The sequence below is a fragment of the Bradyrhizobium sp. 18BD genome, assembly GCF_054185225.1.
Genome location: NZ_JAVAYL010000002.1, coordinates 379,853 through 401,754 on the forward strand (window position 1 = coordinate 379,853; position 21,902 = coordinate 401,754).

At 61.8% G+C, this 21,902-nt stretch carries 34 protein-coding genes, 1 tRNA gene and 2 pseudogenes; 13 read left to right on the forward strand and 24 right to left on the reverse strand.

Features of this window, described 5'->3' with window-relative positions:
• The first annotated feature begins 295 nt into the window (after nt 1–295).
• A complete protein-coding gene (locus tag RAD16_RS04955) occupies nt 296–499 on the forward strand; it encodes a hypothetical protein (protein ID WP_458156751.1) in 204 nt (67 codons plus the stop codon).
• Between the two features lie 284 nt (nt 500–783).
• Here RAD16_RS04955 and RAD16_RS04960 read toward each other — a convergent pair whose 3' ends face one another.
• The 6 genes and pseudogenes from RAD16_RS04960 to RAD16_RS04985 all read right to left on the reverse strand — a co-directional run bounded on the left by RAD16_RS04960 (nt 784) and on the right by RAD16_RS04985 (nt 4,631).
• Nucleotides 784–1,257, reverse strand: coding sequence for a hypothetical protein (locus RAD16_RS04960; RefSeq protein WP_458156752.1), 474 nt, complete (start codon nt 1,255–1,257; stop codon nt 784–786).
• 670 nt (nt 1,258–1,927) lie between these two features.
• Nucleotides 1,928–2,004 (reverse strand) — tRNA-Pro (locus RAD16_RS04965).
• Nucleotides 2,005–2,078: 74 nt separating this feature from the next.
• Complete coding sequence (locus RAD16_RS04970; protein ID WP_458156753.1) at nt 2,079–2,552, reverse strand: DUF192 domain-containing protein; 474 nt, start codon at nt 2,550–2,552, stop codon at nt 2,079–2,081.
• Between the two features lie 115 nt (nt 2,553–2,667).
• Nucleotides 2,668–3,300 carry a cold-shock protein gene (locus tag RAD16_RS04975; RefSeq protein WP_458156754.1) on the reverse strand — a complete coding sequence of 211 codons (633 nt, stop codon included), beginning with the start codon at nt 3,298–3,300 and terminating at the stop codon, nt 2,668–2,670.
• A 199-nt stretch (nt 3,301–3,499) separates the two neighbouring features.
• Nucleotides 3,500–4,254: pseudogene (locus RAD16_RS04980) on the reverse strand (SIR2 family NAD-dependent protein deacylase).
• Nucleotides 4,255–4,361: 107 nt separating this feature from the next.
• On the reverse strand, nt 4,362–4,631 hold the full coding sequence (locus RAD16_RS04985; protein ID WP_458156755.1) for a hypothetical protein: 270 nt from the start codon (nt 4,629–4,631) through the stop codon (nt 4,362–4,364).
• A 215-nt stretch (nt 4,632–4,846) separates the two neighbouring features.
• On the opposite strand from RAD16_RS04985, the gene RAD16_RS04990 reads away from it, so the two are divergent.
• Nucleotides 4,847–5,011, forward strand: coding sequence for a hypothetical protein (locus RAD16_RS04990; RefSeq protein ID WP_220012972.1), 165 nt, complete (start codon nt 4,847–4,849; stop codon nt 5,009–5,011).
• 69 nt (nt 5,012–5,080) lie between these two features.
• On the opposite strand, the gene RAD16_RS04995 is transcribed toward RAD16_RS04990, so the two are convergent.
• On the reverse strand, nt 5,081–5,371 hold the full coding sequence (locus RAD16_RS04995; RefSeq protein ID WP_458156953.1) for a hypothetical protein: 291 nt from the start codon (nt 5,369–5,371) through the stop codon (nt 5,081–5,083).
• A gap of 284 nt (nt 5,372–5,655) precedes the next feature.
• Between RAD16_RS04995 and RAD16_RS05000 the strand changes: the two genes are divergently transcribed.
• Together RAD16_RS05000 and RAD16_RS05005 are read left to right on the forward strand one after the other, a co-directional pair.
• Entirely contained in the window at nt 5,656–5,886 is a 231-nt protein-coding gene (locus RAD16_RS05000; RefSeq protein ID WP_458156756.1) for a hypothetical protein, read from the forward strand.
• 94 nt (nt 5,887–5,980) lie between these two features.
• Nucleotides 5,981–6,106, forward strand: coding sequence for a hypothetical protein (locus RAD16_RS05005; RefSeq protein ID WP_458156757.1), 126 nt, complete (start codon nt 5,981–5,983; stop codon nt 6,104–6,106).
• 14 nt (nt 6,107–6,120) lie between these two features.
• Here RAD16_RS05005 and RAD16_RS05010 read toward each other — a convergent pair whose 3' ends face one another.
• The 3 genes from RAD16_RS05010 to RAD16_RS05020 all read right to left on the reverse strand — a co-directional run bounded on the left by RAD16_RS05010 (nt 6,121) and on the right by RAD16_RS05020 (nt 7,769).
• Nucleotides 6,121–6,318, reverse strand: a complete 198-nt coding sequence (locus tag RAD16_RS05010; RefSeq protein ID WP_458156758.1) for a hypothetical protein — start codon at nt 6,316–6,318, stop codon at nt 6,121–6,123.
• A gap of 165 nt (nt 6,319–6,483) precedes the next feature.
• A complete protein-coding gene (locus RAD16_RS05015; protein WP_458156759.1) occupies nt 6,484–6,861 on the reverse strand; it encodes a GrlR family regulatory protein in 378 nt (125 codons plus the stop codon).
• A 770-nt stretch (nt 6,862–7,631) separates the two neighbouring features.
• Nucleotides 7,632–7,769 carry a hypothetical protein gene (locus RAD16_RS05020; RefSeq protein WP_458156760.1) on the reverse strand — a complete coding sequence of 46 codons (138 nt, stop codon included), beginning with the start codon at nt 7,767–7,769 and terminating at the stop codon, nt 7,632–7,634.
• Nucleotides 7,770–8,155: 386 nt separating this feature from the next.
• Here RAD16_RS05020 and RAD16_RS05025 point away from each other — a divergent pair, with 386 nt between their 5' ends.
• The gene (locus RAD16_RS05025; RefSeq protein ID WP_458156761.1) at nt 8,156–8,374 is read left to right on the forward strand and encodes a hypothetical protein; all 219 of its coding nucleotides are present in this window, start codon (nt 8,156–8,158) and stop codon (nt 8,372–8,374) included.
• Nucleotides 8,375–8,672: 298 nt separating this feature from the next.
• Here the strand turns inward: RAD16_RS05025 and RAD16_RS05030 are convergent, their stop codons facing one another.
• Nucleotides 8,673–8,969: an HU family DNA-binding protein gene (locus tag RAD16_RS05030; RefSeq protein ID WP_007591377.1), complete on the reverse strand. Its 297-nt coding sequence runs from the start codon at nt 8,967–8,969 to the stop codon at nt 8,673–8,675.
• A 247-nt stretch (nt 8,970–9,216) separates the two neighbouring features.
• Entirely contained in the window at nt 9,217–10,020 is an 804-nt protein-coding gene (locus RAD16_RS05035) for an AraC family transcriptional regulator (protein ID WP_458156954.1), read from the reverse strand.
• Nucleotides 10,021–10,116: 96 nt separating this feature from the next.
• Between RAD16_RS05035 and RAD16_RS05040 the strand changes: the two genes are divergently transcribed.
• Complete coding sequence (locus RAD16_RS05040) at nt 10,117–11,664, forward strand: carboxylesterase/lipase family protein (RefSeq protein ID WP_458156762.1); 1,548 nt, start codon at nt 10,117–10,119, stop codon at nt 11,662–11,664.
• Here RAD16_RS05040 and RAD16_RS05045 read toward each other — a convergent pair.
• Both RAD16_RS05045 and RAD16_RS05050 read right to left on the reverse strand, forming a co-directional pair.
• Nucleotides 11,661–11,852, reverse strand: coding sequence for a hypothetical protein (locus RAD16_RS05045; RefSeq protein ID WP_458156763.1), 192 nt, complete (start codon nt 11,850–11,852; stop codon nt 11,661–11,663). The genes RAD16_RS05040 and RAD16_RS05045 overlap by 4 nt on opposite strands.
• A gap of 101 nt (nt 11,853–11,953) precedes the next feature.
• Nucleotides 11,954–12,378: pseudogene (locus tag RAD16_RS05050) on the reverse strand (GFA family protein).
• Nucleotides 12,379–12,538: 160 nt separating this feature from the next.
• On the opposite strand from RAD16_RS05050, the gene RAD16_RS05055 reads away from it, so the two are divergent.
• Both RAD16_RS05055 and RAD16_RS05060 read left to right on the forward strand, forming a co-directional pair.
• Nucleotides 12,539–12,841 carry a hypothetical protein gene (locus tag RAD16_RS05055; RefSeq protein ID WP_458156764.1) on the forward strand — a complete coding sequence of 101 codons (303 nt, stop codon included), beginning with the start codon at nt 12,539–12,541 and terminating at the stop codon, nt 12,839–12,841.
• A gap of 124 nt (nt 12,842–12,965) precedes the next feature.
• Entirely contained in the window at nt 12,966–13,460 is a 495-nt protein-coding gene (locus tag RAD16_RS05060) for a hypothetical protein (RefSeq protein WP_458156765.1), read from the forward strand.
• Here the strand turns inward: RAD16_RS05060 and RAD16_RS05065 are convergent.
• The 3 genes from RAD16_RS05065 to RAD16_RS05075 are packed head-to-tail and all read right to left on the reverse strand — an operon-like array spanning nt 13,457 to nt 14,198.
• The gene (locus tag RAD16_RS05065; RefSeq protein ID WP_458156766.1) at nt 13,457–13,705 is read right to left on the reverse strand and encodes a hypothetical protein; all 249 of its coding nucleotides are present in this window, start codon (nt 13,703–13,705) and stop codon (nt 13,457–13,459) included. The two genes, RAD16_RS05060 and RAD16_RS05065, sit on opposite strands and share 4 nt — an antisense overlap.
• Nucleotides 13,706–13,728: 23 nt before the next feature.
• On the reverse strand, nt 13,729–13,998 hold the full coding sequence (locus RAD16_RS05070; RefSeq protein ID WP_458156767.1) for a hypothetical protein: 270 nt from the start codon (nt 13,996–13,998) through the stop codon (nt 13,729–13,731).
• Nucleotides 13,998–14,198: a hypothetical protein gene (locus tag RAD16_RS05075; RefSeq protein WP_458156768.1), complete on the reverse strand. Its 201-nt coding sequence runs from the start codon at nt 14,196–14,198 to the stop codon at nt 13,998–14,000. Before RAD16_RS05075 ends, RAD16_RS05070 begins: the two co-directional genes overlap by 1 nt.
• Nucleotides 14,199–14,474: 276 nt before the next feature.
• Between RAD16_RS05075 and RAD16_RS05080 the strand changes: the two genes are divergently transcribed.
• Nucleotides 14,475–14,747 carry a hypothetical protein gene (locus tag RAD16_RS05080; RefSeq protein ID WP_458156769.1) on the forward strand — a complete coding sequence of 91 codons (273 nt, stop codon included), beginning with the start codon at nt 14,475–14,477 and terminating at the stop codon, nt 14,745–14,747.
• A gap of 392 nt (nt 14,748–15,139) precedes the next feature.
• Here the strand turns inward: RAD16_RS05080 and RAD16_RS05085 are convergent, their stop codons facing one another.
• From RAD16_RS05085 to RAD16_RS05105, 5 genes are all read right to left on the reverse strand, one after another.
• On the reverse strand, nt 15,140–15,463 hold the full coding sequence (locus RAD16_RS05085; protein ID WP_458156770.1) for a hypothetical protein: 324 nt from the start codon (nt 15,461–15,463) through the stop codon (nt 15,140–15,142).
• A 74-nt stretch (nt 15,464–15,537) separates the two neighbouring features.
• Nucleotides 15,538–15,996 (reverse strand): small heat shock protein HspD, encoded by a 459-nt coding sequence (gene hspD, locus RAD16_RS05090; protein WP_458156771.1) that lies wholly within the window; start codon nt 15,994–15,996, stop codon nt 15,538–15,540.
• Nucleotides 15,983–16,426, reverse strand: a complete 444-nt coding sequence (locus tag RAD16_RS05095) for a transposase (protein ID WP_458156772.1) — start codon at nt 16,424–16,426, stop codon at nt 15,983–15,985. The genes hspD and RAD16_RS05095 overlap by 14 nt, the downstream gene beginning before the upstream one ends.
• Before the next feature lie 313 nt (nt 16,427–16,739).
• Entirely contained in the window at nt 16,740–17,174 is a 435-nt protein-coding gene (locus RAD16_RS05100) for a phospholipid-binding protein (protein WP_458156774.1), read from the reverse strand.
• 79 nt (nt 17,175–17,253) lie between these two features.
• Nucleotides 17,254–17,373, reverse strand: coding sequence for an agmatine deiminase family protein (locus tag RAD16_RS05105; RefSeq protein ID WP_458156955.1), 120 nt, complete (start codon nt 17,371–17,373; stop codon nt 17,254–17,256).
• A gap of 520 nt (nt 17,374–17,893) precedes the next feature.
• Between RAD16_RS05105 and RAD16_RS05110 the strand changes: the two genes are divergently transcribed.
• On the forward strand, nt 17,894–18,346 hold the full coding sequence (locus RAD16_RS05110) for a VOC family protein (RefSeq protein WP_458156775.1): 453 nt from the start codon (nt 17,894–17,896) through the stop codon (nt 18,344–18,346).
• 377 nt (nt 18,347–18,723) lie between these two features.
• On the forward strand, nt 18,724–19,362 hold the full coding sequence (locus RAD16_RS05115; protein WP_458156776.1) for a glutathione S-transferase family protein: 639 nt from the start codon (nt 18,724–18,726) through the stop codon (nt 19,360–19,362).
• Between the two features lie 121 nt (nt 19,363–19,483).
• Here RAD16_RS05115 and RAD16_RS05120 read toward each other — a convergent pair whose 3' ends face one another.
• Both RAD16_RS05120 and RAD16_RS05125 read right to left on the reverse strand, forming a co-directional pair.
• The gene (locus tag RAD16_RS05120; RefSeq protein ID WP_458156777.1) at nt 19,484–19,657 is read right to left on the reverse strand and encodes a hypothetical protein; all 174 of its coding nucleotides are present in this window, start codon (nt 19,655–19,657) and stop codon (nt 19,484–19,486) included.
• A gap of 5 nt (nt 19,658–19,662) precedes the next feature.
• Nucleotides 19,663–19,920 carry a hypothetical protein gene (locus tag RAD16_RS05125; RefSeq protein ID WP_458156778.1) on the reverse strand — a complete coding sequence of 86 codons (258 nt, stop codon included), beginning with the start codon at nt 19,918–19,920 and terminating at the stop codon, nt 19,663–19,665.
• A gap of 226 nt (nt 19,921–20,146) precedes the next feature.
• Here RAD16_RS05125 and RAD16_RS05130 point away from each other — a divergent pair, with 226 nt between their 5' ends.
• Both RAD16_RS05130 and RAD16_RS05135 read left to right on the forward strand, forming a co-directional pair.
• Nucleotides 20,147–21,415, forward strand: a complete 1,269-nt coding sequence (locus RAD16_RS05130; RefSeq protein WP_458156779.1) for a tyrosine-type recombinase/integrase — start codon at nt 20,147–20,149, stop codon at nt 21,413–21,415.
• A gap of 247 nt (nt 21,416–21,662) precedes the next feature.
• Nucleotides 21,663–21,881 (forward strand): DNA-binding protein, encoded by a 219-nt coding sequence (locus tag RAD16_RS05135; RefSeq protein ID WP_458156780.1) that lies wholly within the window; start codon nt 21,663–21,665, stop codon nt 21,879–21,881.
• The last annotated feature ends 21 nt before the right edge of the window (nt 21,882–21,902 follow it).

Sequence of the window (21,902 nt, forward strand, 5' to 3'; positions counted from 1 at the left end):
TGACGACGAGAGCGACATCCATACGGCGTCGAGCCGGAAGAAGCGTCTCGTCGTCCCTCCAATCCAACGTGCGGGGACTGTTCGGCAGAAGACCTGCGGCGTGAATTCTCGGTCAACCGCGCCGGCGGCGCGTCCCCTGAGTCAAACTGGCTCACGGTTCGCGCCTATTGCTCTCCCCGCGGTTCGCGGCATGGCGTCTTCTGCGGACTCGCAACAGACGTCTGTCTGCAATAGGCTGGTGGCGCCACGTGCTTTTTCAGGTGGCCATTTCACGAATCAAATTTTGGAGCAGCTAATGTCAATCGCAAGACCTATCGCCATTTTTGTAATCGTCGCCTTCGGTGCGGTGGTTATCGCCGCCGGCTTTATGACTGCACCGGCCTCCGCCAACAAGATGGATGGCAAGCCTGGGGGCGGAAGGAACTCAGCCAATTATGGCCCATCGAAAAATGCGCCTGCGAAGCCGCCGGCCGCGACCAAGAAGACTCCAGCTCAGTGAGGCTCTCTCTGTCCTAAGCCCGCCGGTTCACGCCGGCGGGTCCTCAGGGTCAGCAGCTAAACCGGAGAGAATGCGGTATGCCCGTTCCGCAGCTGCCGCTGTTGATCAACTGCACCTCGGCTATCGCTGGCGCTGAGGCTCCGGCCGATTCCTCGCGATTCGACCGCGGATCGCCCACTGGCGATCCGGCCGGGCACCGGGCCGCCGGCTTCCGTCACACGGCAAAGACGACGAGGTTGGTGGCAGCGGCGAGGCCGCCATGGTCTGGCGGACTCGGCCTCGGTCTACGAGATTGGGTCGACTGATTCCCCAATCAGCGTGCACTCAATACTGATAGGGCTCGCGGTGAGCGTATAAACCTCAATAAAGGGGAATCTTGATTGACCCACCAGCCAATCGGTCTCAACCAATATGGACGTATAAATATAGCCATTCGCAAGCGCAGCGCTTGGGGGAGGAAGTTGTAATGGGAGGTACCGCCCGAGCGAGTTTCCGTTGCTTGTCGCCGAGACGTGCAAGCGCGCTACGATCGGCGTGGCCTGTGTGCTGACAAAACAATGTACCTTTTTCACCTTCGTGAGATTGGTCGACGGCAATTGCGAGAAATTGAGCCTGCAGTAGAAACTCCCCGGTGCACAGTTAACAGACGCGGTCTCGTCATAGTAGTTGCCGTAGATCGTTGACGCTGAGTTGGCTTGACTTCCCGTAACAAGTACCGCGGCGACAATTGCGAATTTGGCGAAACGAGCAAGTTGCATGTTGGCTTCCTAATGTTGAAAGAGCAGGCAGACAATATGAGTGCAGGCGGACCGCGCCTGTGACATGACCGAGCTTTAGGGAGGCGCCTGCGTAATCGCGACGTTCAGACCATGGCGAGCCGGTGGCGAGAACAGCACGAGGACCGCGGGGCTGAAGGGTATCAGGATTGCAAAACTGGAAACGCAAGTTGACGCGGCGGTGCCCTAACTAGCGCGCGCGCGTTGCCGGCAGATGTCGTGGATCGTTTCGTTCAGGTTTCGTCGCGGCGATTGCCGCCATTTCAAAGGACAGAACTGCGCAAGCGGCCCGGCCGCCAGCCCACGCAGAGCCTACGCGAGGCACATGAGCTGAAGATCGGTGCTTCGCTGCAGCCACGGGGAGGCTCAGGTAAGCGGAGTTCGCAAACGTGCACTCCGCCCGTCTCAACCAGTCCAGAAAAGCTTTGCCAAAGGTCGTCACGACCGCTCTCGACTTCCGATGATCTTTCATCGGAAGCTCTGCTCAATGCCGCCAGCCGCCCTGGTCGACCTTGATGCAAAACTCCTCGCGGCGCGTCAGCTTCGGCCGGTACGTTACAGGCGGGACAGGGCGCCGCTCACCTGATCTTCCCTATTGGAAAAAACTGGGACGAATCGTCTTTGAGACTGGCTCGTAAGCTATTGAAAATATTGGTCGGGGCAGCTGGATTCGAACCAACGACCTGCAGTACCCAAAACTGCCGCGCTACCAGGCTGCGCTATACCCCGAATGTCCGGTGAGCCCCGTCGATACACGCTTCCAGACGTGCCAGCAAGGCTGGCAACGCCTCTGTTGGGCGGCCCTATTTGCTGCCGAACAGCGGGTGGCCGACGCGGTCGCCGGGACGGATCCCGTATTTCTGCGCCGTTCCCGCCACCACCTCCAGCACGGCCCGGGCGGGTCCCTGGGACGAGATGATCTTGGTCGACATTGGCTCGGTATTTTCCGCGATGCGAAGGATGCGGCCGTCGGCGCGGATGAAGATCATGTCGAGCGAGACGTAGGTGTTCTTCATCCACATCGACACCTCCTGCTCGGGATTGAAATCGAACAGCATGCCTTTGCCGTCGGCCAGCTCCTTGCGGTACATCAGGCCGGTCTGCTTCTCCTGCTCGGTCGTCGCCATTTCCACCGAGAACACCTGCACGCCGTTCCTGGTGACGATCTCGAGCGGCTGGAAGCTAGCGGCATGGACGGCGGCACAGCCGGCGACAACGAGGATGGCGGCAAGCCAGCCCTTTACGGCGGACCAGACGGCCTTTCGGTCAAATTTCATGGGAAGCACTCGAGGCGTGGGACTGGAACAGTCCTACGCGGCGACCACCGGAAAAGCCAGAGGCGCGCCGGCTGGCCGGCGCGCCTCTGCTCACGATTGCGGGAATTGGTGTCTGCTAGTGCGACTGGAGGCCCGGCGATCCGGTCTCCGGATGGATCTCGGCCGCCATCATGCCCTTGGAACCGGGCCCGAAACGGACCAGCACATATTGGCCGGGGCGCAACTCGGTCATGCCGAAGCGACGCAGCGTCTCCATGTGCACGAAGATGTCGGGCGTGCCTTCACCGCAGGTGAGAAAGCCGAAGCCACGCAGCCGGTTGAACCACTTCACCTGGGCCCGCTCCAGCCCGCTGGTCGGGGTGACCGTGACGTGGGTGCGCGGCGGCAGCATCTGGGCCGGATGGATCGCGGTCGACTCGTCCATCGAGACCACGCGGAAGGCCTGGTACCCCTTGGCCCGCTGGATGCACTCGACGACGATGCGTGCGCCCTCGTAGGCGGTCTGGAAGCCGTCGCGTCTAAGCACGGTAACGTGCAGGAGGACGTCGGGCCAGCCATTGTCCGGAACGATGAAGCCGTAGCCCTTGGAAGCGTCGAACCATTTGATGACGCCGTGAACCTCGACGAGGTTGGCGCTGCCCTCACCTAGTCCGGTGAAGGGGCTTAGCGCGCTGTCGCGACCGCCGCCGTGCTCGCCCGCAGCGGGAACTCCGACCTTCTTGGACTCAAATCCGTCCGACGACCCCATAACCCCGGACCCCACACATCCCATGCAACCCGCCACATTGGCGGAGCTCGAATCACGCGTCTTAAGAGAATGTTCTCACTTCGACGCGACGCGAATCTTTCGACTCAAAAGATAACACTCCCGGTTGAGAGGCATAGATAAAAAAGAGATTCGCCGGAACCTATGAACAGCTTGCACAGCCGCGAATCAAATTGATGCCTCAATTTCCGACAAAGGGACCGAGAGTCTCGCCGATGTCGTGGCGAATGACGAGATCGGCGATGTCGTCCTGATCGGTCGGCTCGCGATTGATGATCACCAAGCGTGCACCCGAATTCTTCGCCATCATCGGAAAGCCCGCCGCCGGCCAAACCACCAGCGAAGAACCGACCGCGATGAAGAGGTCGCAGTGCTGCGACAGCTCGGTTGCACGCTGCATTTCATGCTCGGGCATCATCTGGCCGAACGAAATCGTCGCGGTCTTCACCGGTTCATCGCACACGGTGCAGTTGGGTGCGCCATCTTCGTCGAATCGTCGCCTCACCCATTCGAGCTGGTAGGCCTGCCCACATCCGATGCAGCGCGCATAAGTGGTATTTCCGTGAAGTTCAATCACGTGCTCCGCGGCGAAGCCCGAGGCCTGGTGCAGATTGTCGATGTTCTGGGTGATGATCGCCGGGATCTTGCCGGCGCGGTACAGCGAGGCCAGTGCCCGATGGCCGCGGCCAGGCTTTGCCGCAAAACCTCCTCCATTGCAAAGCGGCGGCGCCAGGATTCGTCGCGCGCCTCCTGGCTGGCAACGAATTCGCCGAACTCGATCGGGCGGTAGCGGGTCCAAATTCCGCCCGGCGAGCGGAAGTCGGGGATGCCGCATTCAGTCGAGATGCCGGCGCCGGTGAACGGAACGATGGTCCTCGCTTCGGCGATCATGTCGCCGAGAAGTTCTACGCCGCTGCGAAGATCCGATGCAATCATGGGCAAATCATCCCCCCGTCCGAGCATGGCTCTATAGCATGTCTGCGGTCGATGTTGGCGTCATTGGGTGAGGCGCCGCCCTGCCCTCCGGCAGGATCGGCAAGGGTCTAGGCCGCCGTCACGACGTCGTCCTTGTGCGGCTTCGGCGTATCAGGCGCCAGCGCGGCCCTCTTTGCCGGCTTGCCGTCTTGAGAGAGTCTCTCGAGCTCAACCTCGAGCTCCGCCTGCCGCGCGGCAACCTTCGCCAGCAGCATCGCGTTGGCGCGCTCGCGCAGCTCTGCCAGCTCTTCGATGCTCAGGGAGTCCCGATCGACCTTCGCGTTCGCAGCAGCCTGATGTGTTGTGATTTGCTTTGCGGCTAGCTGCGTCGCGCGCAAGCGACAAGATTGCTGACGCTCTTATCCACCGCGACTCACGAAGCGAGGTCGGCAAGTTTTTCCGACCGTCGCTTATCACAATCCTGCAATGCCTCCTCCCCATTGACGCCCCAATCAGAAGCGCCAATGCATGTGTTTGCGCGACTCAATGTGATTGCGGCGGCAGTGCTTGAGTTCATTGATGCACACATACTCTGGTGTAGAGGGGATTTGACATGACCGAAGACGAAGAACGCAAGATCCGCGAACGCGAGGAGATTGCCGCCCGTGTCGCCGCCTTCCGTGCCACGCAGGAAAAATTCAAGCGCGAGCGCGAGGAGTATTTCGTCTCCACGCTCGACAACGCCCGCAAGGTGGAACGGCCCTCGCTCTGGCCGTAGGACGCCTTCGCCGCGGCGCGCATGAAAAAAGCCCGGAGCATCGCTCCGGGCTTTTCATGTGTTCAGCTGTTACCAGTGACGGTAATAGTGGTGCCGGTAGTACGGCCCACCGCCATAATAGGCATAGGGGCCAGGGCCGTAGTCGTAATAGGCGGGGCCGTCATAATAGCCGTAGCCCGGACCATAATAGCCATACGGATGGGACGCAGCGACTGCGCCCGCAGTGATCGCGCCGGCGGCGAGGCCGAATGCGAGGCCCGGACCGATGCCGCGACCGCGCGCCTCGGCAGGCGCAGGCGCCGCAACGGCGGTCATACCCACGGCTGCGACGGTGGCCAGAACTGCCAGTGTCTTCTTCATCATGCACTCCTCCTTCGCGTCTGAGGAGACAACGCGTCGCGCCTGCGATGGTTGCGCGCGGCATGGAACCCGAAGCGGTGAAAAAATCTCGCGCTGGAGGCGGAACGAAAGCGCGCCGCCCTGGTTGAAATTGTGAGTGCGGTGTCTCCGCTATCCGGTAGAGACGACAGCACGCAAGCCCCGTCAGTATCCTCCGCGATGCTGGCGGGGTTTTCAGTTTCGCGGGACCAAAACGGCAGCAAACAACAATCGCTGCCAAAGGAGCGGAGAACGAGGAGGAGACATTGCCGATATCTGCGTTGCTGGCCCGCGTCCGCCGGCTCGTTCCAAGATCGGACGACGGGCACTACGACGAGATCGTCCGCAATTTCGGTGTCGGCGCGCTCCGCCCGCCCCCGACACCGATGAGCGATGGCGAGTTGGCGCGGGCCATCGGCGAGTTCCTCAAGGCCGCGCCGTCGAGCGAGACGGTTGCAACCCTCGGCCGGCGGCTGGACCCCTCCTCTCCGCTCTGACGACGCGCGACGGCGCAAGCGGGAACTCCGGACCGTCCGGAACAGGCGCCGCGCAAACACGTTGAAAACATCCCTCGTGTAAGGGAGACCTGACATGCCCGCGTGGCTTGAAGTTCTGCTCAATCTGTCCGGCTATGCCGGCTTCGTCGCGCTCGCGAGCCGCGGCAGAGCGTGCCCGCGCTCCTCTGGCGACGACCGCTTCTACGGTGATGAGCGCTAGTTGGTGTGCGGCCGCTAGTTGGCGTGCGGCGCCTGGCCCGCGGTGCGCACCAGCCGGTCGGCCTTGACCGCGACGCCGGTGTCCTCGAACTGCGGCCGCAGCGAGAAGCTGATCACCACGAAGGCGAGACAGAACAGCGAGCCGACGATGGCGACGCGCCGTTGGGTGTGGCGGTCACCCTGATAAAAGGACGGTTCTGAAAAAGGTGTCATGTCAAAAGCTGCTTCTTGGCAAAGTCGTTCTTGTCCTTGCAAGAATACCTACGCCAAGCGGCGGCCAGCGCAACGCGATTGGGCTTTTAACCTAACCGAATAGGGTTATCGGCTTGTACGCAAGCTTTCGTTAGGAGTTCGCGGCAGGCATCAGATCTCGAAGTGTCAGATGTCGGCGAGCCGCTTCAGCGTCGCGCGAAAGCTGAGGCTGCGATGGCCCACCAGCACCGTCCCGAACACCTCAGCCCCGTCGTCGGTGAACGTCCCGGAAAAACCGCTCGTCACCTCCTGCCCGCCGAACAGCGGCCGAACGAAGCTGTCCGCGAACGGCGTATGCTGGTTGGTGGCCAACTCGCCCTTCCAGGTACCTTTGTTCGAAGCGCCTTTATTCGACGTGCCGCTGCGGACGACGTAGGTGCCGCGCGACCAGAAATAAGGCCCGCCGCCGAGCAGCACGCCGTCGCGCAGGATCAGCACGCCGCTGTCGCGCCCCTTCACGCCGTCGAGCATGTGGATGTGGATGGAGTAAAGGCCGTTCTTCATGGGAGCGCCCGCCTCGGCCCGACGATAGCGCCGTGGACGGGGAGCGTCGAGACGTGAGGCAAGCGGATTTGCGGTTCGCCGACCGCCTTTGTTCCAGTTTCGACTCCATTTCGTTCCCGAAGAACGAATCGGAATCGACGAAATCAGCGCGGAGCAGATCTTAACAATTCGTTTGCATGCAAACGAGCGGCATCACGCGGTCTCCTCGGAGTTGCGCGGCGGCACCTGGGGCCCCGACGGCCTGCCTCGGCGCAGCCTTACCTCTCGAACGGGAATGTGCGAAGCGTCACGCCGGGATCGCGGTGACGGACCTGTCTCGCATCGACACAGAAGCCACGGCTTGTTCTGCATCCGACTCCATTTCGTTCCCAAAGAACGAATCGGAGTCGAGAAAATCAACAGAATGCGATTCCTAACGATCGGTGAAAGCGCGCGCTGTCATCTCATCAGTGACGGCTATTATCGGCGGCACGAATGTCGAGGCGACCGCAAACACGATGACGATCTCGCGGCATGGTTCGCATTTGAAACTGTTGGCTGAGCTGGCCGTCATCGGCCTGGCGCATTGCGGACATGTCATGCTGCGCGAACGCGGGCGGAGAATGTTCGTTCCTAAATCAGCTGCGGCGAACACACGCGCCCCGAACGACGACCAACCTCGCGTCTGATCGACAACGCCGTTGCCTGCGACGGACGTCTCGTCGGAGGCCCGGCCAACGCGAACGCAAAACAAGATCGCGCCTGCCGTTGCCGCGTGCGAACGAAACGCCTCAAGCCGCTTTCCTGGCCTTGCCCTTCTCGGAAAAGCACTCGAGAATCTGGATGCGCAATTCTTCCGCTGCCGGGCCCTCGAGCTTCCTGAGCTCGTTCCACAGCCTGATCACTTCACGTTGTTTCTCGACGGTCATGAGTCACCTCCAAGGGTGAGTTCATAAGAACAAAATGAGAACAAAAAGTCCAGCCTCTTCCCGGCCCCTGCCCGAGATTTCCTGTGCAAGGCGCGTTGAACCTTTTGGGCGGCGCTTAGACCTATGGAAGCTGGGGATTTCAGCGCCCGGTCATAATGGCAGCGCCGTCTGACGAACATACTCCGTCACCGCGGCGCTGTTGCTTTTTGGATTTTCAACCTTAAGTTCGGGATACGGCTGACGGCTAGGCGCTGAAATCCCATCGCCGTCAGTTTGGAGAACCCCGTGCGAAAGCGCGGGGTTTTTCTTGTGCATTGGTTCGCATGGATGACGTGCGGATGGAACGCACGGTCCGCCCCGGCCGTTACTCTCGCCGAGGGTAGCGCATGGCAAAACAATTCTATGCCGTCGAGGTCGTTCGGCAGATCGAGGAAACGGTCGAGATCATCGTCGAGGCGCAGGACGAGGCGTCCGCGCAGGCCGCGGCGCTCGATCATCTGAAGGCGCGCGCCGACGAATATGAATGGCTCAATGCCAAATCGGAGTTCATCGTCTGGCGCAAGCGTGCGATCGAGACGCCCGCCATCGTGGACGTGACGGACTGATCGACGCTTTGCTCCTGCGCAAATGAAAAAGCTGCGGAACGAATTCCGCAGCTTACGCATTATCGGTGCGAATTCAGTGGTGCCGGCGGCTGTGCGACGCGGCCGACGGCTTTGAAGACCCCCGCAGCTCCCGCGCGGGGTTTTTCTCTTTTGCGCGCCGGCGATGAACCTTTTCGCCGCTGGCGCGTCTCATTGATGAAGCTTCCCCCAGGCTTCACCCCCATCAGAAAGCCCCGCTTCCCCCAGGCGGGGTTTTCCCCTTTTTACGGCGCGCGATGCGCCGGATCAGACCACGTCCTCAGACTGAGTCCTTGGCCACCTTGAGCGGCGATGCCTTGACCGACTTGCTGGCGGGCTTGGCCGCGAACTGCATCGGCTCCTTGGTGAAGGGATTGACGCCCATGCGGGCTTCGGTCGCCGGCTTGTTCACGACCGACATCTTCACGAAACCGGGAATAACGAACTCGCCGGACTCGTTGAGCTCCTTGTAACCGACCGTCGCCATGTACTCGATGACCGACTTCACGTCGTTCTTGGAGAGCTGCGTGCCCTCGGCAATTGCGTCGATCAATTGAGTCTTGGTCATCTTCGCCATGTCTGGAATCCTCTGGATTGGGTGGGCGCGAATTGCGATGTAACCGTGCCGGGCACACGACAAAGGCGCGCAGCGCGCTTTGTGGTCATGACAGCGGTCAGGAAGCCACGGGGCTTAGACCCCATCGAGGCCGAAAACGCAAGCCGCAGTTTGGCGGGAGTTCCGGCACTTTTTGTGCCTGCCCGTATTGACCGAAGGCCCGCGCGCTATATCGGCCGGCACATGACGAAGATGATTCCGCGCGCCATCACGTCGTCGCCGCGATGCTGTTGATATACGCAGCCGGCGACTTTCCAAGCGCCTTTCTGAACATGGTGATGAAGGCCGTGACCGATTCATAACCGAGATCAGCCGACACCTGCTGCACGCTCGCACCCGAAGCGAGCTCCCGGATCGCAACGATCAGATGCAACTGCTGGCGCCAGCGTCCGAACGTCAGGCCCGTTTCCTTCATCACCAGACGCGCAAGCGTGCTCTCGCTGAGCGCGACGGACTTCGCCCATTCGCCCAGCGTGCGGCGATCGGCGGGATTGTCCGCAAGCGCGGCTGCGATCTTCTTCAGGCGCGGTTCATCCGGCAGCGGCAGGTGCAATTGCTGAACCGGCATGTGCGGCAGCTCGCCAAGCAGCACGCCGATCAGGCGCTCGCGCCGCGCCTCGTCGTGCTGCAGGCCGTCGGACAATGCGACGATCAATTCGCGCAGCAAGGGCGAGATCGAGATGGTGCAGCAGTGCGTCGGCAGCGCGACCAGCTCCGCCTCAATATAGATAAAGAACAGCCGCGCATTGGCTGTGGCGCGATTGCTGTGCGCCATGCCGCTGGGGATCCAGACCGCGCAATGCGGCGGCACCATCCACAAGCCGTTGGGAACGCGACAGGTGACGCCGCCGCCGAAGGACACCACGAGCTGTCCCTTGCGATGGCTGTGATCGGGCACCTCGCCTTTGGTCCCGTCGGCATCGACACGCACGGCAATGACCGGCGCGGACCGGTCGTCCACATCCAGATCGAGCCAGGGATAAAGAAGAGGATAACGAAGCGGCTGTCTCATCATTGATGGTTTTTAGCGATCAATTGCGATTATACGCAAATTCATCCGACGCGAAAACCACTAGATCTCGGGCCATCACTTCAAGGAGATGCACCCGTGCACGCCCTCATGACCCCAGCCGCCGAGCTTGGCCGCCTCGTCCGCACCCGGGACGGCCAAGCGCGCGGCCAGCCGCGCGACACCAACGGCGTGCTGGCATTTAAAGGCATCCCCTACGCCGCGTCGCCGGTCGGGCCGCTGCGCTGGCGTTCGCCGCAGCCGCCGGCGTCCTGGTCTGGCGTGCGCGATGCGCTGGTCTTCGGCGCCGGCAGTCTCTCGTCGCTCGCAAACGATCCGCGGCCGGGACCGCGCGCCGAGGACTGCCTTTATCTAAATGTCTGGACCGCCGCGAACGCGGCGGACGAGAAGCGGCCCGTGATGGTGTGGATTCACGGTGGCGGATTCCAGTTCGGCTCCTCGGCCAATCCCGCCACTGACGGCCGCTTGTTAGCGGCCAGAGGTGTCGTTGTCGTCAGCTTCAACTATCGCCTCGGCGTTTTCGGTTTTCTCGCTCATCCCGATCTCGATGCGGAAGCGCCATCAGGCAATTATGGTCTGCAGGATCAGCTCGCGGCGCTGCGCTGGGTGCGGGCCAACATCGCGGCCTTCGGCGGCGATCCTGACAACGTCACCCTGTTCGGTGAATCCGCCGGCGCCATGGCCGTCGGCATCCTGATGGCCTCGCCGCTCGCCCATGGACTGTTTCACAAGGCGATCGGCCAGAGCGGCGCGTTCTGGGACGGCCGCCACGGGCCGCTGCAGAGTTTTGACGAAGCCCGCGCCCGCGGCGTCGCCTTTGCACGCCGGCAAGGCAACGCATCGATCGCAGCCTTGCGCACCATGCCGGCCGAGCAGTTGAACGCCGCCGGGCCCTGGAGCTTTGAACGCGACCACGTCACTGAAGCGTTCTCGCCGAGCATCGATCATCATTTGGTGCCCGACGTGCCCGCGCGGCGCGTCCTGAGCGGCGAACAGATGCACATTCCCCTGCTGGCCGGCTGGAACGGCGCGGAGGAATTCCCCTTCATGTCGCAATCCCTGCCCGCGCATTCGGCGCAAGCCTTTCGCACCGCCGCCGAGTCGATGTTCGGCAAAGAACGCCTCGCCGATTTCCTAAACCTCTACCCCGCAGGCTCCGACGCAGCGGCCAAGGCGTCCGCCGCCGCGCTGACCGGCGACATGGTGATCGGCGAGCAATGCTGGCAGTGGCTGCGGCTGCATCGCGCCGGCAGCGGCGCACCGACCTACGGCTATCACTTCAACCACACCTCGCCCTACACGCCGATCGCCTCGCACGTCACCGAGATCCCCTTCGTCTTCGGCACGCTCACGCCGCAGCAGATCGTCGGCAGCACCACGCCGCCTGATGAGGCCGACCGCGCGCTGTCGCAGATCATGATGAGCTATTGGGTGAATTTCGCTACATCAGGCAATCCCAACGGGCCCGGGCTGCCGTCTTGGCCGGCCTATGACGAGACCGACATCGTGCAGATCCTGGGCGCGACCATCGCGGCTGGCCGGAATCCGCAAGCAAAGCGCTTCGGCTTCCTCGGCAGCTTCAGAGAGGACGGCATGCTGCCGATGCGCTGGCGCGAGGTGCTTTAGACGCCCTCGCGCACCATCTCGCCGGCAGCGCAGCCGAGGATCAGCGAGACCGTCACCGGCCACGCCGCCGCCATCAGGATGACGGCGCCAAAGGGAACGTCCCTGTTCGGGCGATCGTAGGAATTCATCGCCCCGAAAGCGAACAGCGCGATCAGGAAGCCAATCGCGTATTTCTTTTTCCAGCTCATGTGACAAGAACCTTGTGTGCAACGACGTGTTCGTCGCATCGGCTGTCCCGCTGGTTCACCCGCGCTGTCGCCAGCGTCCGGAGATCGTCGTCCCCTGCCCCTCACTCCGCCGCAATGAAGCGCAGCGTGCCGGCGCGGCGCGTCGGCTGCCCGGTGTCGTTGGTGTGATTGACGCCGTCCATGTCCGGCACCTCGGGGAAATCAAACGGGCTGACGCCGTCGAGGCACGCCACGTTGACGGCATAGAGGCTCGTGTCGGAGCGTCGCTGATGATGGGTGTAGATGCCGCAGCGGGAGCAGAAGAAGTACTGCGCCGTTCCGGTGTGGAAGCGGTAGCTCGTCAGCGCGTCCTCGCCTTGAAGGAACCTGATCCCGCCCATCTCCGCCATGACGACGACGGCGCCGCGCATCCGGCAGTAGGAGCAGGGCAGCGGCGGATCGAGTTGAAGCCGTCGCTCAGCGTCGCCTCGAAGCGCACCGCGCCGCAATGGCACTGCCCCGCCCGAATGGTCCTGTCCTCAGCCATGTGCTCGTTATCCCCAGTTCCGATCGTTTCGCGCGTCCCAGTCCCGCTCTCGAGTCACCTCATCGTGAAACTTGTGACTGAGACCGCGTTGTTGATACTTCAGTAACCCAACGCCTCCAAGCTTCGGATCAGTAATCGTTGCGTTGGAGTACCCCCAAAAGTGCTGGATTTTGACGAGCTGCGTGAACTCGCGGCTGATGTGCGTATTTTCGTCGACGTCGCCGAAGACAAGGCCGCGGCGCTCACGGCCGTCATCGCGGCTTACGACGTGGTGCTGGCGATCTTCCCGACCGAGGAAGGCATGGGCCTCCATGTCATCAAGGGCAAGGAGATCCTGGACAGGATCGCGAATTCGCGCACCCACGCGATCTACAGCCACACGGCGATCGCGGTCCCCGATCTCGAGCATGCACGGGCGCTCAAATATCTGACGACCCCGGTCGAGCAGCGGATTGCGGCGTAGCCAAAAGCGGCGCCAGCGTCGATTGGACGCGCTGTCGCCGCGCAGCTCCCATGACGATCACATCTAGCCTGACTGGCGGGATGCTCCGGCTGTTGTATGGTCGGATGTTTCTCGCGAGGGGCTGATGAAGATTGCCATTGTTATCGCCGGCTTGATCATAGTTGTCGTGGCCGCCCTGGTCGCAATCCAGCCCAGCTTCTTGAAGCCTGCTTCGCTCGCACTCGCGAAAAAGTCCGACATCCTCGGTTTTTCGCCCGGCATGACATCCGAGGAGACCAACAAGGTCATCACGCAACGCCGCTACCGCTGCCGCCAGCTCCGCGATTCCTACACGCTCGAATGCGCAGCCGACAGCGCCAGGCTCACGATCGACAGCGACGATGTCGACCCCACGCATCGCATCTGGCGCGTCAAGGCCGAGCTGACCAATCCAGGCACCCCGGACGCCGCCGTCAAATCGATTTCCGACCAGTACAACACCCAGCCGACCAAAGACGCCCGCGAGGGATGGATCTGGAGCGTCGGCCGTGGGCTGAAGCTGAGCTATGACGGCGCCGCGTTGAAGCTCGTGGACGAGGCCGAGGAGGCACGGCGCGGCAAGGATGGATCGAGGCGCTAATCCCTGGTCGCGAAGTGGCATCCGAGCGCCACCAGGGCCAGCGTAAAGTTCACGCCGAGCAGGATCCGCAAGGCCAACCCTGTCTCGCCGCTGACATAGCTGACGTCATGCCGGTGCGCGTAACGTTCGGGATGGGCGGCGTCGGGCTGCCCGGGTGAAATCGTCAGAAGCGCGAGCCACGCGACGGTGCCGCACAGCCCCGCAACCCTCGCAATCCTTCCGAGCCTTTCAAGCCAGGACTTCATGCCGCCCTCCGTCGACGCGCTCCTCAGGTCTTCGGCGCAATCAGCAGCTTGAGAACGCTGAGAATGGCGAAAGCACCGAGCCCATAGCAGAGCGCATTCACGAGCCAGGAAATCGCGATGCCTGCGAAGGCGGAGCCTCCGACCGCGCCCCAGAACAGATACGCTGCGCTGACACCAGGCCACTCCAGCGAAAGAAACGCGTAATCAGTGAGCGGCTCCAGCGCGAGGAGCACCGCCGAGATCAGTGCGCCGATCGCCAGTGCGATGATGAGGTTCGTCTTCACGGAAGGCATCAAAGACCCAGCAGCCCGATGACCAAGGGAATGAGGAGATAGGCGGCGATCCCGAGAAGGCCCCCGACGATGAAGCGTGCAGCGCGGCCGTGAATTCTCGGCTCGAGCCAGGTACAGACGGCCACCACGGCCTGTCTCAGCCAGTCGCCAACGAGGCTTCCGGCGATGTCGAACAGCAGTTCTGCAAAGAATGCGGCCATGGCGCTTGGTCGTTCCCACCTCCGCGGGGGTTCATTGGGCCAGCCAGCGCAGCCGCCGGCAAGGCATCTAGAGGCGATGCACGAGCCTAGCTCGCACCGAGCCGAACCACATGCAGCGCAACCGCGAGACGGTCCGGTGCAAAGGCGCGGCGCAACCGCTTCGCAATATTCTCAATGAGCGCACGATCCGTAACGTTGAGCGCTTCATCAACCACGACTTGTGATTTTAATCCGCCCCTTTATTGTCCGGCTCACTTTCAACGGGGGGATTCGGAAATGAAATTCTTCGGAATGTTGTTGCTGGCTTCGTTCGCCATGAGCGTTGCCAATACCGCTCAGGCCCGCATCAATTGCAATCACGATCCTGTCTGCCAGGCACAACGCGACGGTACTACCGTTGCCGAATCGAAGCGGAGGGACGGTGCGATGACCGCATGCCTGCGCGCCGTCGGATACACGCAGGAGGATTGGCACGAATACCGTGTCCCCGCCGGTCCAGCCGGCAAGGTCAGGTCCTGTTTTGCACGCCACGGACTTCCGACGAACTAACTTCATCGGAGAGATGCAGTAGCCTGCGTCATCGTGCAACACACATGCTTGCTCGATGCCCGTGCAACGCTGCGACGTCCTTGGCACGAGCTTTAGAAATTCTGGCTTCGGGCTGCTACTACCTCCGGAATGCGCAGAGCTATCCGGAGGTAGATCGTCATCGGCAAGCCCCCGACCTTCAGCCGCATTTGGGCTCGATGGCTCTATCGCGCCTCGGAGGCTTCAGGGATCCATCCAGAAGTCGACGGACCTGCGGCGACCGGAGCGGATCGTCGTAACGCGCCGCGGAAGATCGAGGTTGGAGAGTTTGCGCGAACTTGGCCATCCACCGACGTTCGATGCGGTTCAGCACGTCTCGGGGCAATCCCATCTCCTTCATCGAGCTCTCCTTCTCAGGCGGCCAGAACCCTCGACGTCGAGAAGAGACGGCTTGGTCTGCCGCCGGGGGGATGGCGTGGACCACCGTCGAGTTCGCACAACGCTTCGAGGATCTCGTCGATAGTGACCGGCGCTTTCAGCCCCGCCGGCGCCCTCAACGACGGGCAGGAGGCAATGGCCGATGCGTCGGACGCCCAGGATGCCAGGATAGCGCGTTTCTCGGAGGTCGAGAGCGTGGGGTCCGTCAGCACATCCCTCGGGTGGCTAAACACCGTCCCGGGATGCAGGAGCGCATTGAAGTCGATGACGTTGTCGTCGGGAGCGGTCGTCGGCCGCATGATGTCCTCCATTCTTTAGACGAAGCCAGTCGCCGCGCGTCGGACGACGCGCGGCATTTCCAGAGAGTGATGAATCAGGCCGCCTTGGACTCGATCTGATGGACGTTGCTGGAAGCCGATGCGCCGGCGATGGCGATGCGCCGCGGCTTCATGGCTTCGGGGATTTCCCGGACCAACTCGATCTTGAGCAAGCCGTTGTCGAGGGCCGCGCCCTTGACTTGGACATAATCCGCCAGGTTGAACTGACGCTTGAAATGGCGGGTCGAGATGCCCCGATAGAGAAATTCCTGCTCGGTCTTCTCAGTCTTGCCGCCCTCGACCGTGACGACGTTCTGCTCGGCCGTGATCGAAACTTCGTCGGGCGAGAAGCCCGCGACCGCCAGCGTGATCTGATAACGGTCTTCGGCCAGACGTTCGATATTGTAGGGGGGATAGCTTTCCTCGGCAGCCCGTTGGGCCGTCTCGGCAAGGTCGAACAGGCGATCGAAGCCAATCGTCGACCGGAACAGGGGCGAGAAGTCATAAGTGCGCATAGCCAAATCCTCCAAAGAGCAAGATGGGTATGTGGCACCGGACACGACCGGTGCCCGTCTCAATCCCGAGGCCCCGGAGGGCACCTCGGTCGTCACTCGGAAGTGACGCCAAAAAAATTAGCAAAACCGGTTTTGGTTTCAAGAGGGGGATGAAAAAAATTCGATCTGGTCTAAGGCGCCCCCGATCAAGTCCCGCAGCGCCGCGATGAGCTCGGCACCACGGCACGGTTTGGGCAGAAAAACGCTTCCCCGCCGGCAAATCCGTTTCCGGCCCATGGGCCTTCCACGCCTTGATCCAGTCATGGAGAATTTTGCGGGATATGCCAAGCTCGCGGGCCACAGGCAGGACGCCTTCGCCCCGCTCAACCCGCTTGATTGCCTTCAATTTGTAGGCCGTCGGAAACTGACGGTTCTTTCCCAGTGCTGCCACAGGTCATCCTCGAAATGCCTGTCACTGCAATTACCGTGTCTCACTTCAGGGGTGCAGTCCATGGGTGTCACCGTAATTCGTAATTCGCACGTCACCGGAAGCGACTGAAGGGCAGCAAAAATCAAACTGACAATTGCAGCAATTAGGGATAGGAGCCCCACAAAGAAAAAGAGAATCGTCATCTCCCCGCCTTCCCCAGCGGCAGCCTTCAATCGAGAGCTTCACTTGAAAAATAAGTTGAGCAGCCTGTTTTGAAATGTTGCAGAGCAAGGCCGCTGGAGTGTTGCACAGTGGTGCCTCCCTTCGCAGCCGGCTATTTCTCTGGAAATTTCCTCATGAAAGTAGCAGCTCCGAGATTGGAGTTGCCGGAACCGAGAGCTGTGACTGTGATCTGATATGAATGGCTACCGCTCGGCGGGCTTGGAGGCGAATAGTTGGTCAAAGCACCGCAAGCGATTGTCGATTGCCCTTTATAGGCAACTGTCCCACCGCCGTGATTGTAAGATGGCACATCGAGATCGACCATATGAAATTGCAGTGTTGTGGTCCCCTTAGGCACGCCATTCAGTGAGAATACTGGAGAGCCTAGCCCACACCAGCGAAAGCTCATTGAGAACGCCGACGCATCTGCGGCATTAGTTGCCAGAAAAGCAGCGACACAAAGAGCTAAACGAATACGCATAAATCTCCTCCAAAGAACACCTTTAGTTGAACCAGAATGTTTTCTCGCCCCAGCGAAGTCAACCATCAGCTCACATGACCAGATACACTTTACATCTTACATCGCATGCGCGGGCTTCCGCCGTTCCGAAAACCGCCCAACATACCTAACAATGCGGTGAGGGCTGCTGCTGCGTCACGCAGTGTACGCTTCCACCTGCAGCAGCGATCGCCCTCACATCTACAGATTCAACGGCAAGCTTTCCATCAAATGCTTCTGAGACGATGGCCCTAGCGTGATGTTAGTTCGCGTCTCGCCTCGTGGCACCTCACGCCTTGTAAGTCCTTTACCCGGGGCGATCGTAAAATCGGCACTGACAAACTGACGAATGGCGGCACGCGTGGCCTCTACAAATTGGCCCGCAGGACTGTTGAGAGCGACATGGGCGGCTCGGAGCACCTGATCGGAAAGATCGCTCAATGGCTTCAACCTTAGATCCGCGGCATGTCTGATACTACCGGAGCGAGGTGGGGCGAACTGCGGAAATGGGAGGGTAGTTCAAGCTTTCCAACTCTATTTTTAAGAGAATTGCGGTGGCAGAGCGCTAACTCACTCGCTATCGTCAGCTAACTCACTCGCTATCGTCACCCCGTTCGACTTGCGCGAATATCGCACCAGCTCGCCAGTCGCGTCATCCTCACGCACACGTTCCCTCCGCCCCCTGCCCCTTCCCCCACTTTCCTGCTATCTCCTACCCTGCCGTCCCGGCCCAAACCAAAACACCTCCGTTCAAGGGAGCAACAACCATGCGTTACCTCCACACCATGCTGCGCGTGCGCAATCTCGATGTTGCGCTGAAGTTCTACCAGGATGCGCTGGGGCTGAAGGAGGTGCGGCGGATCGAGAACGACAAGGGGCGCTTCACGCTCGTGTTCCTGTGCTCGGCGGACGATCTCGAGGCGCTGAAGAAGCAGCCCTCGAGCCGCGGCGCGCCGCTGGTCGAGCTCACCTGGAATTGGGATGAGGAGAAGTACGGCGAGGACCGCTTCTTCGGCCATCTCGCCTATGAGGTCGACGACATCTACGCCACGTGCGCGCAGTTGCAGAAGGCCGGCGTCACCATCAACCGTCCGCCGCGCGACGGCAACATGGCCTTCGTCCGCTCGCCGGACCTGCACTCGATCGAGCTGTTGCAGAAGGGCGATCCGAAGCCGCCGCAGGAGCCCTGGGCCTCGATGCCGAACACCGGCCATTGGTAAGCCTGCGCGGCAGGAACAAGCCCCTGCGCCCGGCGTTCACCTCCAGACAAAGCGATTGGAGGAGAACGCGATGGGACGCGGAATTTTGCTGTGGCTGCTGGGCGTGCCGATCCCGGTGATCATTCTGCTGTGGCTGTTCTTCGGCCACTGACGACAGGCTCGGTTGCGACAACGAAAGCTCCGCCTCGGGCGGAGCTTTTTGCATGAGGGGCTCGGCGTAATCGCGCATCGCTGGCAACGCGGAATTCCGCTACGAGATGGGCTGGTAGCCCGGATGGAGTGAAGCGTAATCCGGGACGGTCTCACCACAGCGGCCCCGGATTGCGCTGCGCTCCATCCGGGCTACGACAACGAAAACATGCCGCGGGAGGAGTTTCATGCCGGACACCAAGCTGACGATCTGGGGCCGCGCCAATTCGGTCAACGTGCAGAAGGTGCTGTGGTGCCTGACCGAGCTCGGCCTTGACTACGAGCGCATCGACGCCGGCATGCAATACGGCAAGACCCGCGAGGCCGACTATCTCGCGATGAATCCCAATGCGCGGATCCCGACGCTGCTCGAGGGCGACTTCGTGCTATGGGAGTCGAACTCCATCATGCGCTATCTCTGCCTCGCGCACGGGCGCGGCACGCCGATCTATCCTGATACGCCGAAGCTGCGCACCAGCGTCGACCGCTGGCTCGACTGGACGCTGTCGGCGGTGCAGCCGGTCGACCGCCCGGTGTTCTGGGGCATCGTGCGCACCGCGCCCGCCGAGCGCGACCTGATCCAGGTGCAGCGCGATGCCGATGCCGCCGCCGAGGTCTGGGCGATCGCCGATCGCCTGCTCGCCACGCGCCGCTTCATCGACGGCGACCAGTTCACGCTTGCCGACATCGCGATCGGCTCCTATGCCCGGCGCTGGCTCGGCGTCGAGGGCATCACCCGGCCGGCGCAGCCGCACCTGACGCGCTGGCTCGCCGAGCTCGGCAAACGGGACGGATTTGCACGGTTTGTCGCACCACCGATGTCGTGAGCCGCCGGCGCGGCTTAAGCTGCGCTGAGCCCTCGATGAATCGCCGCTTCGGCGCAGGCGAAAATCATCGCCGCCGCACTTGACGGCTACTGTGCATGGGGTTGTTTTCGCGCTTTTTGTGTCAGGGCGCGTGCCAGCCGCGCTCGACCAGCAGCACGCAGATGATCAGCACCAGCGTCACCGCCGCGATGGCGAGCTTGGCGGTCCAGCTGACGCCACGCCCGACCCACCACAGCAGCGCGCAATACATTACGAAGGGAACGATGAGGTCGGGCCGCATCAGATCCGGCGGCATTGGGCCTACCGCCTGACCGTGGTCTCGACGCTGACCGCGCCGCCGATCTTCACGCAGGTGCCGGTCGCCTCCACCATGTAGAAGCCACGCCCATAGGAGGCGCAGGAGCCGGCCTTCGCCGCGCTGCCCGTCCCCTTCAGCGGCAGCGTCTTGGTCGCCTGGGCCGGCTCCGCAGCCGGAAGCCGCAGGCTCTCGGCCGCGGTCGCGGAGGTCGCCAAGAGCGCGATCAAGAGCGGGATGAGGATGAGAAGCGGGGCACGCATGCGGCCCTTCTAACCCGGACCGGGTGGCGCTCCCTAGCGGAATCGAACCGCTCTCTCCACCGTGAAAGAGATAAGAATAGGTCCATGGCCGTCTACCCCCGATCAAAATACGTGAATTAATCCAACGAAAACTAGCACATGGAGCCATGCCAGTCCATTGACGTCTAGCCATGGATATTGGACACTTGTTGGACACACGCATTTTCAACCGTTTCAGGGGGAAGCGATGGCCCGGACAGTGCGCGATGCGAACCTGGAGAAGAGAGAGGCCCGCCGGCGCCTGGAAGCGCGCGGGAAGCCCTATTATCGGGTGATGGAGGAAGGTGTTCACCTCGGCTACAGGCGCATCAAGACCGGCGCGGGCAACTGGGTGGTGCGGAGCTACGTCGGCGACCAAAAGTACGAGGTCGAGACGATCGGCCCGGCCGACGATTTATCCGATGCCGACGGGGTCAAGATCCTGAGCTTCTCCCAGGCGCAGGCTAAGGCGCGGGAGATGATGGTGGAGCGCGCCAACAAGGCGGCGGGTAAGACCGGCCCCCTCACCGTCAAGGCCGCCGTAGAGGCCTATATCGAGTTCCTGGAGGCCAAGCGAAAGTCCGCGAGTTTCAGCCGCTACGCCGCAGATGCCTTCATCCTGCCCGTGCTTGGCAACACCGAGGCCAAGGACCTGACGAAGGACCAGATTGAGACGTGGCACCATGACCTCGCCAAGGCCGGCGCGCGCATTCGGGTGAAGAAAGGAACCGAGCAGCGGTTCAAGGAGATCACCGATCCCGAGGAGCACCAGCGGCGCCGGCGATCCACGGCAAACCGTATCCTGACCGTCCTCAAGGCCGCGCTGAACAAGGCATGGCGCGAAGAGAAGGTTCCCAGCGACGCGGCCTGGCGCGCCGTGGAGCCGTTCAAGGGCGTCGATGCCGCCCGGGCCCGATATCTCGAGCTCGCGGAGGTGACGCGGCTGCTGAATGCATCAGACCAAGACTTCCGCCGGTTGGCCCGCGGTGCCGTGGAGACCGGCGCGCGCTATGGCGAGCTGACAAGGCTGAAGGTGGTCGACTTCAGCCACAACTCGGGCACCGTTTCGATCCGGAAATCCAAATCCAGCAAGTCCCGGCATATTCATTTGACCGAGGACGGCGTCGCCTTCTTCCGCTCGCTCACCGCCGGCCGTGCCGGCACCGCTTTCCTGTTCCTCAAGGAGAACGGGGAACCATGGAAAAAGGACCATCAGAAGGATCCGATGCGCGAAGCGTGCAAGCGAGCGAAAATCGATCCGCCGATGGGCTTCCATGGTTTGCGTCACACCTGGGCGAGCCACGCAGTTATGAATGGGGTGCCACTCATGGTGGTGGCAAAAAACCTCGGACACAGCGACACCAGGATGGTGGAAAAGCACTATGGGCACCTGGCACCCAGCTACGTGGCGGACGCCATTCGCGCCGGCGCGCCGCGCTTCGCTGTGACCGACGACAGCAATGTCCGTGCTCTCTAAAGCCTACAAGAATAGACCTTACAGCAACATGCCAGCCCGGTTGGCTCGCCCATCTAGCTCGGCTAGTACAGTACAAATTGCCTACAAAAATAGACCTTCTTCACGACCACTCCCTAGGACATCTTGAGCCGTCTTTGACGGATCACTCGTAAATTGCAGGCTTTTTGTCTCGTTTTTCGTTCGGTGCGTTGCCGATATTTCGGGGTTTGCCATCCTCTCCCGTGCATTCACACACAGGGAGATGCAGATGGCCACCCCATCGACCGAAGCCAAACGTTCTTTTCGCATCGACGAATTCGCAGCTCGCAACAGCGTTAGCCGCTCGCAGGTTTATATCGAAATCAGAGAAGGCCGCTTGAACGCGCGCAAAGTCGGCAGCGCCACGCTGATCACGACCGAGGACGAAACCGCCTGGTTGGCTTCGCTCCCGCAGGCCAGGGCTACTGCCCGCGAGCGGGCGGCCTAAACGATACGACCCGCGAGGCGG

Bases quoted from the DNA above. Each gene is read 5' to 3' on its own strand.
- RAD16_RS05010 (WP_458156758.1), bottom strand. From the start codon at position 6,318: ATGACACCTTTTTCAGAACCGTCCTTTTATCAGGGTGACCGCCACACC.
- RAD16_RS05070 (WP_458156767.1), bottom strand. From the start codon at position 13,998: ATGCCTTCCGTGAAGACGAACCTCATCATCGCACTGGCGATCGGCGCA.
- hspD (WP_458156771.1), bottom strand. From the start codon at position 15,996: ATGCGCACTTATGACTTCTCGCCCCTGTTCCGGTCGACGATTGGCTTC.
- RAD16_RS04970 (WP_458156753.1), bottom strand. From the start codon at position 2,552: ATGAAATTTGACCGAAAGGCCGTCTGGTCCGCCGTAAAGGGCTGGCTT.
- RAD16_RS05110 (WP_458156775.1), top strand. From the start codon at position 17,894: ATGCGTTACCTCCACACCATGCTGCGCGTGCGCAATCTCGATGTTGCG.
- RAD16_RS05120 (WP_458156777.1), bottom strand. From the start codon at position 19,657: ATGCCGCCGGATCTGATGCGGCCCGACCTCATCGTTCCCTTCGTAATG.
- RAD16_RS05080 (WP_458156769.1), top strand. From the start codon at position 14,475: ATGAAATTCTTCGGAATGTTGTTGCTGGCTTCGTTCGCCATGAGCGTT.
- RAD16_RS05015 (WP_458156759.1), bottom strand. From the start codon at position 6,861: ATGAAGAACGGCCTTTACTCCATCCACATCCACATGCTCGACGGCGTG.
- RAD16_RS05030 (WP_007591377.1), bottom strand. From the start codon at position 8,969: ATGGCGAAGATGACCAAGACTCAATTGATCGACGCAATTGCCGAGGGC.
- RAD16_RS04990 (WP_220012972.1), top strand. From the start codon at position 4,847: ATGACCGAAGACGAAGAACGCAAGATCCGCGAACGCGAGGAGATTGCC.
- RAD16_RS05115 (WP_458156776.1), top strand. From the start codon at position 18,724: ATGCCGGACACCAAGCTGACGATCTGGGGCCGCGCCAATTCGGTCAAC.
- RAD16_RS05025 (WP_458156761.1), top strand. From the start codon at position 8,156: ATGGCAAAACAATTCTATGCCGTCGAGGTCGTTCGGCAGATCGAGGAA.
- RAD16_RS04995 (WP_458156953.1), bottom strand. From the start codon at position 5,371: ATGAAGAAGACACTGGCAGTTCTGGCCACCGTCGCAGCCGTGGGTATG.
- RAD16_RS05085 (WP_458156770.1), bottom strand. From the start codon at position 15,463: ATGCGGCCGACGACCGCTCCCGACGACAACGTCATCGACTTCAATGCG.
- RAD16_RS04960 (WP_458156752.1), bottom strand. From the start codon at position 1,257: ATGCAACTTGCTCGTTTCGCCAAATTCGCAATTGTCGCCGCGGTACTT.
- RAD16_RS05075 (WP_458156768.1), bottom strand. From the start codon at position 14,198: ATGGCCGCATTCTTTGCAGAACTGCTGTTCGACATCGCCGGAAGCCTC.
- RAD16_RS04955 (WP_458156751.1), top strand. From the start codon at position 296: ATGTCAATCGCAAGACCTATCGCCATTTTTGTAATCGTCGCCTTCGGT.
- RAD16_RS05100 (WP_458156774.1), bottom strand. From the start codon at position 17,174: ATGGTTGACTTCGCTGGGGCGAGAAAACATTCTGGTTCAACTAAAGGT.
- RAD16_RS05065 (WP_458156766.1), bottom strand. From the start codon at position 13,705: ATGAAGTCCTGGCTTGAAAGGCTCGGAAGGATTGCGAGGGTTGCGGGG.
- RAD16_RS05135 (WP_458156780.1), top strand. From the start codon at position 21,663: ATGGCCACCCCATCGACCGAAGCCAAACGTTCTTTTCGCATCGACGAA.
- RAD16_RS05060 (WP_458156765.1), top strand. From the start codon at position 12,966: ATGAAGATTGCCATTGTTATCGCCGGCTTGATCATAGTTGTCGTGGCC.
- RAD16_RS05045 (WP_458156763.1), bottom strand. From the start codon at position 11,852: ATGAGCTGGAAAAAGAAATACGCGATTGGCTTCCTGATCGCGCTGTTC.
- RAD16_RS05130 (WP_458156779.1), top strand. From the start codon at position 20,147: ATGGCCCGGACAGTGCGCGATGCGAACCTGGAGAAGAGAGAGGCCCGC.
- RAD16_RS05020 (WP_458156760.1), bottom strand. From the start codon at position 7,769: ATGACCGTCGAGAAACAACGTGAAGTGATCAGGCTGTGGAACGAGCTC.
- RAD16_RS04975 (WP_458156754.1), bottom strand. From the start codon at position 3,300: ATGGGGTCGTCGGACGGATTTGAGTCCAAGAAGGTCGGAGTTCCCGCT.
- RAD16_RS05035 (WP_458156954.1), bottom strand. From the start codon at position 10,020: ATGAGACAGCCGCTTCGTTATCCTCTTCTTTATCCCTGGCTCGATCTG.
- RAD16_RS05005 (WP_458156757.1), top strand. From the start codon at position 5,981: ATGCCCGCGTGGCTTGAAGTTCTGCTCAATCTGTCCGGCTATGCCGGC.
- RAD16_RS05125 (WP_458156778.1), bottom strand. From the start codon at position 19,920: ATGCGTGCCCCGCTTCTCATCCTCATCCCGCTCTTGATCGCGCTCTTG.